General features: G+C 45.6%; 12 protein-coding genes. 9 read left to right on the forward strand and 3 right to left on the reverse strand.

The features are described from left to right. Together BMX58_RS11470 and BMX58_RS11475 are read right to left on the reverse strand one after the other, a co-directional pair. A partial coding sequence (locus BMX58_RS11470) for a helix-turn-helix domain-containing protein (RefSeq protein ID WP_165605757.1) occupies positions 1-124 on the reverse strand: 124 nt, incomplete at its 3' end. 819 nt (positions 125-943) lie between these two features. Next, positions 944-2095: an MFS transporter gene (locus tag BMX58_RS11475; protein WP_068622798.1), complete on the reverse strand. Its 1152-nt coding sequence runs from the start codon at positions 2093-2095 to the stop codon at positions 944-946. Positions 2096-2483: 388 nt separating this feature from the next. Here BMX58_RS11475 and BMX58_RS11480 point away from each other — a divergent pair, with 388 nt between their 5' ends. Beyond that, positions 2484-3758, forward strand: coding sequence for an ATP-binding protein (locus tag BMX58_RS11480; protein WP_068622797.1), 1275 nt, complete (start codon positions 2484-2486; stop codon positions 3756-3758). Positions 3759-3774: 16 nt separating this feature from the next. Here BMX58_RS11480 and BMX58_RS11485 read toward each other — a convergent pair whose 3' ends face one another. Continuing rightward, positions 3775-4482 (reverse strand): helix-turn-helix domain-containing protein, encoded by a 708-nt coding sequence (locus BMX58_RS11485; protein ID WP_068622796.1) that lies wholly within the window; start codon positions 4480-4482, stop codon positions 3775-3777. Positions 4483-4705: 223 nt separating this feature from the next. On the opposite strand from BMX58_RS11485, the gene BMX58_RS11490 reads away from it, so the two are divergent. From BMX58_RS11490 to tkt, 8 genes are all read left to right on the forward strand, one after another. Next, positions 4706-5986, forward strand: a complete 1281-nt coding sequence (locus BMX58_RS11490; protein WP_084253886.1) for a MalY/PatB family protein — start codon at positions 4706-4708, stop codon at positions 5984-5986. Positions 5987-6066: 80 nt separating this feature from the next. Next, on the forward strand, positions 6067-6384 hold the full coding sequence (locus BMX58_RS11495; protein ID WP_162268616.1) for a helix-turn-helix domain-containing protein: 318 nt from the start codon (positions 6067-6069) through the stop codon (positions 6382-6384). A gap of 463 nt (positions 6385-6847) precedes the next feature. Beyond that, a complete protein-coding gene (locus tag BMX58_RS11500) occupies positions 6848-8791 on the forward strand; it encodes a BglG family transcription antiterminator (RefSeq protein ID WP_068622794.1) in 1944 nt (647 codons plus the stop codon). Then, positions 8766-9239 (forward strand): PTS sugar transporter subunit IIA, encoded by a 474-nt coding sequence (locus BMX58_RS11505; RefSeq protein WP_068622793.1) that lies wholly within the window; start codon positions 8766-8768, stop codon positions 9237-9239. Before BMX58_RS11500 ends, BMX58_RS11505 begins: the two co-directional genes overlap by 26 nt. Before the next feature lie 12 nt (positions 9240-9251). Next, positions 9252-9566: a PTS fructose transporter subunit IIB gene (locus BMX58_RS11510; RefSeq protein ID WP_068622792.1), complete on the forward strand. Its 315-nt coding sequence runs from the start codon at positions 9252-9254 to the stop codon at positions 9564-9566. A 37-nt stretch (positions 9567-9603) separates the two neighbouring features. Next, positions 9604-10704, forward strand: coding sequence for a PTS fructose transporter subunit IIC (locus BMX58_RS11515; RefSeq protein WP_068622791.1), 1101 nt, complete (start codon positions 9604-9606; stop codon positions 10702-10704). A 28-nt stretch (positions 10705-10732) separates the two neighbouring features. After that, positions 10733-12004 (forward strand): class II D-tagatose-bisphosphate aldolase non-catalytic subunit, encoded by a 1272-nt coding sequence (locus BMX58_RS11520; RefSeq protein WP_068622790.1) that lies wholly within the window; start codon positions 10733-10735, stop codon positions 12002-12004. Positions 12005-12116: 112 nt separating this feature from the next. Then, the gene (tkt, locus tag BMX58_RS11525; protein WP_068622789.1) at positions 12117-14114 is read left to right on the forward strand and encodes a transketolase; all 1998 of its coding nucleotides are present in this window, start codon (positions 12117-12119) and stop codon (positions 14112-14114) included. The last annotated feature ends 12 nt before the right edge of the window (positions 14115-14126 follow it).

Here is a 14126-nt window from a genome sequence, read left to right on the forward strand (position 1 = left end):
TTTTGTTCCATTCGGACAGGAAATGGTTGAACACGAACCGGGAGCAGCCGATGGTCTTGGCAATCAGGATTTGTTGTTCCTGATTGGGGTAGATCCGAAACTTGTAGGCTTTGTGGATCAGCATTGCCAGTCACCTCCTTCTGCCACCTATTATACACGAACATTTGTTCTTGGTCGAACGGGAGGGCCTTCTTTAACAACAAGATTTTTCGAAAAGAATAGGCTGACGCCTACCGCCATTCATCTCCCACCTACTCATTGGGCTGTGCCTTTTTCATTCCTAGAGGTGGGAGTCTTCTGGCGGAAAATGATAAAACAGCATAGGAACGCAAATGACAGCTTTCATTTGCGTTCTTTATTGATGGCGTTCGACAAATGCTACCAAGGCGCCCCTCCCGCGCATCTGAAGGCAACAAACAGGGATGTTGCGCTAAGAATAGGGCCTGGGTGGGATCGAATTGTCGAATACACTCCAGCATTCAACAATTTCGCCTTCTGCAGACGTCAAACAATCGAACGTCCTCTCAGCGTTCGACAAATTTGGCCACTTCACGAATAAAATTGTCGAATAGGCAACCAGCGTTCGACAAATTCGGCCGACCGCCCTCCAATCAAAAGGGCGGCAGCGCCAATAAAACCAAAAACGAACGCAAAGAAGCGGCCGCCCGGCAATGGGCGGCCGCTTCTTTAGGTTGTGCGCGACATAAACATAAAGCAGCAATCCTGGAATCCGTCCGCAACTCTGGCGAAAGGGCACCCGCCGGAGTTCGTCGGTAATAGCAAGCCTCAACTCCTGCGAAGCCGGCTCCATCGGAGAACGCAAGCAGAATGTTGGCTGAACTTCGGCGAAGCCTCCGTTCACCGGAGGAGAACAGTGCAGATCCCTGTTTCTGTTTTTTTTGCAGCCTATTCCCCTAGCCCCTCAACAGAGCATCAACCAGTCTCAGCCATATTTCCTCATCGAAACCGCCTGGATCAGCACAATCGCCAGGCTGGTCAGCAGGGCGACGAAGACGATGCTTTGGATGCCGCTGAGGTTGATGACGACGGCAGCCAAGCTGGCGCCGAACGCACCGCCCAATTGGATCAAGGAGCCGTTTATGCTCAGCATGAAGCTGGATTTGTTGTCGGTCACTTGGGCGATGCCGGTGTTGAGCTGAAGACCGGTGAACCAGGCGCTCATCAGCCACACGATGATGAAGAGCACGCTTAGCCATTTCGACGGTTGGAAAACAAGGATCAGCAGCATCGCCGCCGTTTGGAGCACCGCCCCGAGCATCATCGACTTGGCATATCCGATCGCATCCGAGACGTGGCCGCCGATCAGATTGCCTACGAAAGTGGCGAGGCCGAGCGCAACTAGTATCAGGCTCATCAGCGGCTCGACGGAAGGGAAAAGCAGCAACAAGTACGGCGTTGCATAGGTGTAGAACGCATTGTAGCCCATGAACATGGTCAACGTATAGGCAAGCAGCAACAACGTTTTCCCGTCCTTAAAGAACTGCAGCTCGTTTTTCAGATTCAGTTTGGTGGCCTCGTGGTCCGCTTTCGGCAAATATTTCAGGAAATAAGCCAGAGACAGCATCATCATGCCGTTCAAAATCCAAAAAATGCTGCGCCAATCGAAGACAGCGGATAAGACCCGAGTCAATGGAACGCCGATGACAAGCGCCAAGGAGCTGCCCATGATGTAGAAGGCCAAGGAACGACCTTGCCTATCCTTGGGGGAGAGCGCCAAGACCGTCGAAATGGCCAAGACACCATAGCTGTTGGCGGAAATCCCCATCAGCAAGCGCACGATGAGCAGCTGGACAAAGCTTTGGGCATAGATGAGGGCGAAGGTCGTCAAAATCGTCAGCAACAGCATGAGCTTCAGCATCCGGCTGCGTTCGACCTTCCGGAACAGGATCAGAGTGATCGGCACCCCGAACGCCGCCCCATAAGAGTACATCGTGTTCAACAGTCCGGACTCTGCCACCGAGATGCCCAGCGAAACAGCCACTTTGTCCAAAATACCGCTGAACACAAAAGCCGTCATCGCCAGCACAAAACTCATCGCGCTGAAGACCAGTAACATAAAATTTGGTTTTTTCATAATATTCTCCTTCAGGAAGGGATTTCCAACCCTATTTTGTTTGCGGTTACAAAACAACGTGCCCGGAACCTCCGGGCAGCTTTTCCGCATATAAAACTAGTATACAGGTTGAACTGAACTTTAAGTCAAGCTTATTCGTGAGAATTTCTGTCGCCGTAATCAGCGGCTGGAGAATGCTGATACAAAAATGTAAAGTAGAGAGCGACAAATTCGTAAAGTTAATCGGTACAAAAACGTAAAGTAGATACCAACAAATTTGTAAAATTGAACGGGAAAATATGTAAAATTGAAACGGAAAATATGTAAAATTGGATTTGCAAAAACGTAAAATACGTGCTAACATTTTTGTAAAGTTAAGGCCTACAAAAACGTAAAGTGAGTGAGTCGCATGTATGAAAAACGAATCATTGACGAGTCCTTAAAAAGCTACTTCGAGGATTTGCCAGCCATATTGATTGAAGGCGCAAAAGCCGTAGGAAAAACGGAGACTTGTTCGCACCTGGCGAAGACCGTCTTCAGCTTGGACAACGAGGCCACTCGGATGCTCCTGAAAGGCGACCCTGAAATCATTTTGAGAGAGGAACACCCGGTTCTATTGGATGAATGGCAATTGCTCCCAGAAATATGGACGTTTGTCCGACATCAAGTGGATAAAGGATTACCTTCAGGCAGCGTGCTTTTCACAGGCAGCAGCATCAAAGTCAATTCCCGGATCCATAGCGGAGCAGGCCGAATCGTCAGGATGAAAATGCGGCCCTATTCGATAGAGGAAAGGAAAATGTCTGAAGAATATATTCGGATTTCCCAACTTTTTGGATTATCGGATACGAAGAAAATCAGCGGGAAAACGGATAATAAAATCACAGATTATTTAGATGAAATTTTTAAATCGGGATTTCCGGGTATCCGAAGTAAAGCGGAACGTACGCGAAAATTACTGTTGAGCAGTTACACAACAAACATTGTGGAGCATGAATTCAGCGAGAACGGTTTTACGGTCAAAAAGCCGGAGAGTCTGCTCGCTTGGATGAAAGCCTATGCTGCGTCCATCGGTACCTCAACCAGTTTCCAAACCATCATCGATGCTGCTATGGCTAACAATAGTGAGGCGCCAAGCAGGCCGACCGCAAATAATTATCGCGAGGCTCTAAAGATTTTGTACATCATTGATGAAGTGCAGCCGTTTTTAGCAATCGGCAAACTCTATCCCAATTTAGCGAAAGCGCCAAAACATTTCATGCTGGATCCCGCGATTGCGTTGAGCCTGCTTGGGGTGAGCCGCGAACAACTGGAAACCTACAAGGTACCCAAGCACGTCGGAAAATTCAATCAAACGTTGATAGGTCAACTGCTGGAGTCGCTAGTGTACCAGAGCTTGATTGTCTATGCCGATGCGAATGATGCGCAGCTGTATCACTTTCGGGACGCAAAGGGAACGCGGGAAATCGACTTCATTCTGCAAAAAGGCAATTCTCTGATTTTGTTCGAAGTAAAAGCCGATCCAGATGCGAAAGATCAGTATGTAGAGCACTTAAACTGGTTTGAGGATACCGTAAACGATGAATTTCAAGTAACCAAGGTGCTACTGAATACAGGCCCTTATGCATACACGAGAGAATCGGATCGGGTGCATGTGATCCCAATTGCGATGCTAGGGGTTTGATAGGAGTGGGACAAATTCACGTGACCGACAGCATGTTGTAGTGCTTCAGCAATCGGATGTCTTCCTTGGACACTTTCAATTTTTCGATCAGCTGCGCATCTTCCTTCAAGGGGGTTCGGGAGAAAAGCATTTTTACCGCGATTGGCATCATCGGGCGCGAAGATAGGCCGAAAAACAAGCCCCATTTCGTGTTGGCGTCCAAAAATGAAGCCAATATGCTGATTGTCACTTGCTCCATGTATGTGTCCTGGTTCCGGAGCACAATATTGGTATGCGCGTCGTAATGCTCGATGTTGCCGTAATACGTGTTTTCGCAATCCTGATAATGGTCATAATCCTTGATATTCATATACATGTAGATGTTGTTTTCGCCTGCCTCTTCCGTAGGGACGATGTCGAAAACGCACGTGATGACTTGGTTTGCGCGCCCGTCGTACACGTAGGAATAGAATTGGTTGACCCCGGAGAAGAAAGCTGGATTCAGGGGCTTCACATTTTTTGGATCATTATTTTCGGCGGCAGGCAGCAGTTGGTTAATGTGGACGCCGATTATATCCGCCAGCTCATACAAGGTTGCGATGTCGATGACGATTTCGCCGCGTTCATATTTTGAGAGCGTCGCTTTGCTTTTGCAGATTTTTGCGGACAGTTCCAGCAGCGTCATGTTTTTGCGCTTCCGAAAATTCCGGATCCGCATGCCGATTTCCTGATTGATATTAGTCATACAAGGTGACCCCCAAAGTTTCGTATAAATTGAAAAAAGTCTGAATTTCGATGCTTTAAATGATAGAACGATTATAACATAGGCGAACGGGTCGGAAAATCTAGTCTGAATAGATTTTTTGCCTCGTTTTTTCCATTCTGAAGAAACTTTGGCTGGTTTGTGCGGGGTACTCCGATGTAATAGATTATAGATACAAATCTGAAAGAGAAAGTTGGGCGCCAGAATGTATGATTTTGACGAAATAATCGAACGAAGAAACACCAATGCGATGAACACGGATGGCTTCAGGGAATACATCTTCCGAGATGACGGCTCCATGACGTTTCCTTACAAGGACGAAGAATTCATCCGCATGTGGGTGGCGGACATGGAATTCGCCACACCGGATGTGATCATTGATGGGATCAAAGAACGGTTGGAAAAGCGGATTTTTGGCTATACGCGTATTTTTGGAAATGAATACTATGGTGCCTTTTCTAATTGGTGCAGAACAAGATACGGCTGGAACTTCGACAAGCAGCATTTGGTCATGTCGAATGGGATCATCCCCGCGCTGTACGAATTGGTCGACTACATCTGCGCGGAAGATGAAAAAGTCCTCTTCCTGACGCCTTCCTATGCCTATTTCAAATATGCAGCGGACTACAACAACCGGGAAGCGGTGGCGAGCGACCTGATCAATGAGGCCGGAAGATACCAGATCGATTTCGCGGACCTGAAGAAGAAGGCTTCGGACGAAAAAGTGAGCCTGTTGATCTTGTGCCACCCGCATAATCCTACCGGCAGGATCTGGACCGAGGAGGAGTTGCGGAAGATCGGGGAGATTGCCGTCGAACACAAGCTGTGGGTCATTTCGGATGAAATCCATTGCGATCTGCTGCGAAGGGGCAAGCAGCACGTCCCATTCGCAAAAATCATCCCGGACTACGACAAAGTGATCACATGCATGGCCCCAAGCAAAACGTTCAATATGGCAGGCTTGATGATTTCGAACATCATCATCCCGAATGAGGAATTACGTAGCGTCTGGTCAGCCAGACACTATAACTTCGACAATCCACTGAGTGTCGCGGCCGCGCAGGCAGCCTACGAGAAGGGCGGTGACTGGCTGGAGGAGCTCACGGACTATTTGGACGGGAATTTCTCTTTCACCAAAAAACACCTTGCGGAACACCTGCCGGAAGCGACCATGGAAGTATCTGAATCAACCTATCTCGCCTGGGTGGACGTGAGCCGCTATTTCTCGGAAGCAGAAAACTTGCCGCTGTTCTTCGCGCACGAAGCCGGTGTCCTTTTGGAAGGCGGCGACATGTTTGTCCAAAACTCGGACGGCTTCATCCGCCTGAACCTCGCCTGCCCCAGAGCCGTTCTGCAGGAAGGGCTAAGACGAATCAGCGAAGCGATCAATCGGTCTTGTGTGGGGCAACAGCAGCTCATGACAACGAGGAAGCAACAAAATATCTGTGAGGGGGTTACACTTTCCATCCCGGCACCGTCTTTGTAAGTAGAGACCTACGATGCTCCGATCACGGACATGGGGCGGCGGTCGGGTCCGAGACCGAAAAAGAAAGTAGGATGGAAATGATGGAGAAAATGATAGACGTATTTGCGATGGGATATGGGACCGTTCCGAGAATGGTGATGACTGACAGAGAACTGACGGTAGAGGCGAAAGCGATTTATGGGTACTTTGCCGCATGCATCGGAGCAGGAGACACGCATTTCCCTACGGTGGAGGACATCTGCAAAGACCTGAACATGGGCATGGAACGCTTCCAGAAGCACAAGAAACTTCTGTTGGCTAAAGGCTACCTGACCATCCAAAAGGACCCTGCCGCAAATGGGAGATTCGGCAGGAATATTTATGTGGTTCAGCAGATGGATTTGTTACAATATAAATGAATACAGCACAATCTAAACTCTACAAGGGGTAATTATTCTTGTAGAGTTTTTTTCTGTGTAAAAGAATCCTTCAAATCCAATGTAGTAGAAATCTGTTCTGTTTTCAGCATAACTTTGCAGATAAATAAATGCTTTTGAAAATAGTTGCAGCAAGCAATTGTCTATACCCGTTAGTTTATACCGATAACCTGCAATCCAGAGTTATCCAAATTAACGAATTGTATAGAATAAAAGGTGTTATAATCAAGGCCATATCAATATTTGTATGTGCTGAATCAATCAACTTTGAGTAGCTATGATCAACTAATTTCATAGAGTGATTTTGCAACATGTCAAAAAATGAAGCGCTATCATTGTTGCAGGAACTTGTCATATTCAGTTACTGCAATGGGATCTATAATCATAAGTGTAGTTTGATAACGCTAACAAAAAGAAAACTCGAGTTAAGGAAGTGCTTATCAGAATGCTTACGAAGCGGCAAAAAAAAATATTGGATCTAATGATCCACCAAAATGATTTTCAAACGGTGGATTATTTTTCAAAGAAATTAGGTGTTTCAAAAAGGACAATACATTCCGAGATTAAGATAATCGAGGATTATGTAAAAAGTTCAGGTGAATACATCGAAAAGAGGAGGGGTGTCGGAATCGCCTTGAGAAAGGTGAATGAAGAAATTGACCCAATGGAAATGGATGAGGAGGCAGATGTGTATTCAACCATTTCCAGAAGAATCGAAATCATGAAGTACTTGCTTTTTGATGAGAAGGTCAGCTTCAGCAGCCTTTCAAATCATTTCATGGTCAGTAAAACATCGATCAAAAATGACTTAACGTTTGTGATGAAGGTCCTGAGTGAAGGAAACAACTGCAAGCTTCAGGGAGATATTAATGGAACAAGGTTAATTGGAGCGGAAGAGGATATCCAAAAGGCATTTCTTCAATTCAATCGATATGTTCTGAGCAACTCTGATTATTATATCGAAGATGAAATCACGAAAAAGATGAAGTTGCTGGAAGTGTATTACGGGGAACAACCAATCAGTGTCTGCTCCAACATTTTATATAACTACGTAAGAAACCACGCAAATGTTATTTCAGACTATTATGTTCAAAACGTTTTGAATATTTTTGTCATCTTGATGTATCGGATAAAAATGGGCCATCATATCAGCGTGACTACTGCAGTAAATCATTCGGGAGAGGATGCATTTTTTGAAGAGAGCGCAAATGAATTGTTGAATAAAGCGGCGTTGAGGCTTGATTTATCGTATACCCCTGAGGATGTGAAATATCTTTCCCATCATTTGATTTTGAATCGGTTCGAATCACTACCAGAGCAAAAAATTGACGTTTTGATAGTCGACAGCCTGCTGGATCGCGTTTCGGAATCATTGAACATCAATTTTTCCGGAGATGAAAAACTGGGCAGTCAACTAAGGAATCATATTCCACCGATGATTTATCGTTTGCGGGCGAAGAACAAAATTGAAAACCCATTCACTTCCCGTATCAAAACGGAATTTTCCCTTACCTTCAATGTGATTTGGGTGGTGTTGAGTGAATACGAAAAGGAACTTGGAATTACCTTTAATGAAGATGAAATCGCCTTTCTGACGATTTATTTTCAAGCGGCTATCGAGAGAGCCAAGGCGAACCGCAGAATACTGGTTGTCTGTCAAATGGGAATCGCGACTTCGGAACTCTTGATCAACAGGATTAAAAATGTTCTGCCATCACTGGATACATTAGAAGCTGCATCAGTAATGGAATTGGATGAGATTGATTTGCACTCCTTTGACTTGATTCTGTCCACTATCAATATCGACCTCCCAAACAAAAAAGTCATCTATGTCTCGCCCTTCTTGAATGATGAAGATTTATCAAAAATCGGAAGTGAGTTGTATAAACCCACCAAGCAAGTTGTAGAGAGACCTTTTTCGGGATTTGATAATTTAACAAAGTATATAGATGCAGAGTTCACTTATCTAAATACCAATTTCACTTCCAAAGAAGAGTTGATTGCAGGTATCGGGAAAAAATTGATTCAAGCCGAATACATCACACAGGAGTTCATAGAGAGTGTAAGTAATCGGGAGACAGCAGGCGGAACGGATTTGCCCACCGGGGTAGCTGTACCCCATGGAAATTCACATTATGTGAATAGAACAGTTGTTGCAGTCATCAAAAATGCCAAAAAGTTTAAGTGGAAAAATTATTACGTAGATGTTGTCTTTATGATATGCATTTCAAAACAAGATACGAAGGAAACCCGGAATATTCTGGCGGATATATACAATATCATAGATGGCCCAGAGAGGCTCAAAGGTATCAGAAGAGCGTCTTCTACAGATGATTTATTAAAAGGATTTAGGAGTGAGGTATATGGAACAAATGCAGGAGAAGGGTAACAGTGTCATTTCAAGAGAATTGATTTTTATCGATGAAGAATTTTCAACCAAAAATGAGGTCATTGCATTTATCGTCAAGCAAGCCGAAGCGACCGGATATGTGAGTGAATTCAAGGATTTTTATGATTCAGTCCAAAGAAGGGAAGCAGAGGTTCCTACGGCAATAGGTTATCAGATTGCGATCCCTCATGGAAAGACCGGTTCGGTCAAAAACCCATTCATAGCCTTCCTTCGGACGAAGGATGAATTTCAATGGACCGCAGACAATGAGGAAATGGTTCGTTTAGTATTTTTGATTGGTGTGCCACAAGAGAGTCCAGGGAAACTGCATCTGAAATTCATTTCCCAGTTGAGCAAGAAATTACTGGATGATGAATTCAGAGAGAAGCTATTAAACCAAACTGATAAGGGTAAAATTTTTGAACAATTGAATTCAATAGAAATTTAGGAGGAAAAGAAGATGAAAGTAGTAGCTGTTACAGCATGTCCAACAGGAGTAGCACATACGTATATGGCGCAAGAGGCAATCGAAAAAGAATGCAGAAAACGTGGTTATGAAGTCAAAGTAGAAACCCAAGGCAGCATGGGGATCGAAAACGAACTGGAACAAGAAGAGGTGGATGCAGCAGATGTAGTGATTCTGGCGGTAGCAATCAGCATTGAAGGAGAAGATCGTTTTGAGGAAAAAATGGATGCCGGAAAGGTGATTCAAATCGATCCAGGTGAAGTGATCAAACATCCTGCGGACCTACTGGATAAAGCTGAAAAATTATAAACATTGTACTTATCAAAGAATGAGGAGATGACGGAAAGTGAAAAAGGAAAATAAGGTTTTCAAGGATTTACAAAAAGCATTTAATACGGGTGTTTCCTACATGTTGCCAGCAGTTGTAGTCGGGGGTATTTTTCTTGCCACTGCATTAGCTACGGGTACGGCAACTGACGCAGGGATGGAAGTCACTAATCCTTTCATGAAGAATCTCCTTGATTTAGGGATTGCTGGTTTCTCGATGATGATTCCCCTTTTGTCGGGTTATATCGCATACTCTATGGCCGGAAAACCCGGCATCGCACCCGGAATGATTTTAGGTTATGTTGCGAATAACCCTATCGGGGAAAGTCAAGTGAAAACAGGATTCCTTGGAGCGATGATTGTGGGTATTGCTGTGGGATACGTAGTCAAATGGTGTAAAACATGGAAAGTGCCAGCAACAATTCGGACCATTATGCCGATATTAATAGTTCCCGTGTTTACAACGTTTGTAGTCGGGCTTGTCTACATCTATATCATTGCTGTGCCAATTGGAGCCGGAATGAATTGGTTGGTTAGCGTTCTTGGCGAAATGCAGGGCGGCAGCGCAATTGTTTTAGGCTTGATTATTGGTGCCATGACAGCGATTGATATGGGTGGCCCGATCAATAAAACGGCCACGGCCTTTACATTGGCTTTAATGGCAGAAGGTATTTATGCACCAAACGGGGCGCATCGGATTGCAGTAGCGATTCCGCCTTTGGCAATGGCCATCTCCACATTCATCGATCGCAAAAAATATACTTCCGAAGACAAAGACTTAGGTATTTCCGCCTTCTTCATGGGTTTGATCGGTATTACGGAAGGTGCGATTCCATTTGCGGTCAAAGACATCAAACGGGTATTGCCTGCGATCATTATTGGTAGTGCTGTCGGTGGAGCGTTGGGTATGGCAAACGGTGTTGAAGCGTTGGTTCCTCACGGAGGCCTGATTATTTTGCCGGTCGTAAACGGCAAACTATGGTATTTCTTGGCAATGATGATCGGTACATTGGTATCAGTAGCTATTCTGCACTTTACTAAGCCGAATCTGGTTGAAGAAACACAAGGAAAGAATAATGAGTTCAAAACGAATTCTGAAGATACAGAGATCGTTAAATAATAAAAAACAATACCAGGGGGAAAAGATAATGACAAAATTACCTATCAAAAGCGTTGTAGAAGGACTATTAGAATTACAAAAGACCGGTGAAAGTGCCACTATATTGGGAATTGGACCGATGTCAAAAAATTGTGTGCAAGCTACATTAGAATTATCAAAAGAAGATGACTATCCGGTAATGTTTATTGCCAGCCGCAACCAAGTGGATGCGGATGAGCTGGGCGGCGGCTATGTGAATGGCTGGAATCAATTTACATTTGCTGCAGCTGTCGAAGAAGTAGCGAAGGCAATCGATTATGATAACTTATACTATTTGTGCCGTGACCATGGTGGACCTTGGCAGCGTGACCAAGAGCGAAACGACCACATCCCTACAGATGAAGCGATGGTATTGGGGAAAAAATCTTATGTCGCGGATATAGAAGCAGGGTTCGACCTATTGATGATCGATCCGACCAAAGATCCATTTGAAGTAGGCAAGGTGATTCCATTGGATACTGTTTTGGAAAGAACGGTAGATTTGATCGAATTCTGTGAAAAGGAACGTAAGGCAAGAAACCTTCCGGAAATCGGATATGAAGTCGGTACGGAAGAGACGAATGGCGGTTTGACGTCTACGGAAACCTATGAAACGTTTATTCTACGCTTGAAAGACGAATTGGAAAAACGTGGGTTGCCGATGCCAACGTTCATCGTGGGACAGACAGGTACATTGATCCGGAAAGGGCAACAAGTCGGGACGTTCAATTTCAAGAATGCTTATGATTTGGCACAGATGGCTAAGAAATACGGTGTGGGATTGAAAGAACATAATGGCGACTATTTGGATGATGTAACTTTATTGGAGCACATCCCTTCCCAAATCACAGCCACAAACATTGCCCCTCAATACGGAACGGAAGAAACACGTGCTTATATGAACCTGGCTGAAGTGGAAGCGAAATTGGTGGAATATGGTCTGGTCACGGATCAATCGAATACGCGCAACATCATCCTGCTCAATGCCATCAAGAGCGGACGCTGGAAGAAATGGATGGTTGGGGAGCAAAAGAATTTGACTGCTGATCAAATCATGGCAGATGCTGAGTTGACCGAGGAAATCCTGGATGTGGCCGGACACTATACATTCAATGATGACGAAGTAAAAGTTGAAATCGAAAAAATGTACAAGAATTTAGCTGAACATAATATCGATGGACAACGTTACGTCATCGACCATATCAAGAGACCGATTCGAGACTATGCTGAATGCTATAACTTGAAGGGTGCTACTTCGAGAATCAAAAAAGTAGCTGAGTAGAGCCGTTTGTATCAGCTCAATAATTAATAATAGAAAATGAATAGAGTATCTGAACGAGTGACACTACTAAGCACTCATTGGATACTCTTTTTTAAAAAGGATGAGTGAAAAAATGTTTGAAAAAGTAGACGTGAAAGCGATAAACACAATCCGTACCTTGAGTATAGATGCAGTTGAAGCCGCAAATTCAGGGCATCCTGGCTTACCGATGGGAGCCGCTCCGATGGCTTATGTGCTCTGGTCAAAATTCCTGAAGATCAATCCGCTCACTTCAAGAGAATGGACAGACCGGGATCGTTTTGTTCTTTCAGCCGGACATGGATCTGCAATGTTGTACAGTTTGCTGCATTTGTCAGGGTATAAAGTCTCACTTGATGACTTGAAACAATTCCGTCAATGGGGTTCAAAGACACCAGGACATCCGGAAGTCCATCATACGGATGGTGTAGAGGCGACCACCGGACCATTGGGCCAAGGGATCGCGATGGCGGTCGGTATGGCGATGGCGGAAGCACATCTGGCGGCTACTTACAACAAAGAGGATTTTCCGATAGTCGACCACTACACATACGGCTTGTGTGGCGATGGTGATTTGATGGAAGGCATCTCCCATGAGGCGTGCTCGTTAGCAGGACACCTTAAACTGGGTAAACTGATCGTATTGTATGATTCGAATGATATCTCGCTCGATGGGCCAACGGATAAATCCTTCACGGAAGACGTTGGAAAAAGATTCGAAGCTTATGGTTGGCAACATATCTTAGTGAAAGACGGCAATGATTTGGATGCGATCTATGCGGCTATCGAGACTGCCAAGGCCGAAAAGGATAAGCCGGCATTGATTGAGGTGAAGACGGTCATCGGGTATGGATCGGCCAGCCAAGGAACTTCCAAAGTGCACGGTTCTCCCTTAGGGAAAGTGGATGCCGAAAATGTTAAGACTTTTTATGGGTTTGATAAGGACAAGAAATTTGATGTATCCGAAGAAGTATATGCGCATTTCCGGAATGAGTTAGTCGTCAGAGGGGAAAAAGCCCAGCAAGAATGGGAAGAATTGTTTGCTGGCTATAAAGCGGCCTATCCCGAACTGGCTGAGCAGTATGTAATAGCCCATTCAGGGGAGCTCCCGGAGGACTGGGATAAGAATCTGCCGACTTATGAAGTGGGTGCGAGTGCCGCCAGCAGGGTCACCAGCAAGGAAACCATCCAGGAGTTGGCTAAGGCGATACCGTTCTTATGGGGCGGGTCCGCAGATCTGTCTTCTTCGAACAACACGATGGTAGCCGGTGTATCCGATTTCGAGCCATCAGACTTCTCCGGCCGCAATATCTGGTTCGGTGTGCGCGAATTTGCTATGGCCGCTGCCATGAACGGCATCCAACTGCATGGTGGGACAAAAGTTTACGGCGGAACATTCTTTGTATTCCTAGACTATCTGAAAGCGGCAGTGCGTTTGAGTGCCATCCAGAAAGTGCCGGTAACCTACGTGTTGACCCACGATTCAGTGGCTGTAGGGGAAGACGGACCTACCCATGAGCCGATTGAACAACTGGCGAGCTTGCGTTGCATGCCAAACGTACATGTCATCAGACCCGCCGATGGCAATGAGACAGTCGCAGCATGGAAAGTCGCGATGCAGTCCAAGGAGACGCCTACCGTCTTGGTGCTGAGTCGACAAAACTTACCAGTTATTCCTCATACTAAGGAACTGGCTGAGGATGGTGTGGCAAAAGGCGGTTACGTGTTATCCAAACAGCAGGGCGATAAACCTGACGGCATCCTGATCGCAACCGGATCGGAAGTCCACCTTGCGATCCAAGCGCAGAGCAGCCTGTGGGCACAAGGCAAGGATGTCTCCGTCGTTTCGCTGCCTAGTTTCGATCTGTTCGAACGCCAATCAGCGGAATACAAAGAATCCGTGTTGCCGAAAGACGTGAAGAAGCGCGTATCGGTGGAAATGGGTGCTAGCTTCGGATGGGAACGTTACACCGGAGATCAGGGTGACAGTATCTCGATTGATACCTTCGGAGCCAGTGCACCCGGTGAGACGGTCATCCGCGAATATGGGTTTACGGTAGAACGAGTCGTTTCTGTTTTTAATGCGTTATAGAAAAGAGAAGGG

It is taken from the genome of Trichococcus ilyis (genome assembly GCF_900109135.1).
Lineage (GTDB): Bacteria > Bacillota > Bacilli > Lactobacillales > Aerococcaceae > Trichococcus > Trichococcus ilyis.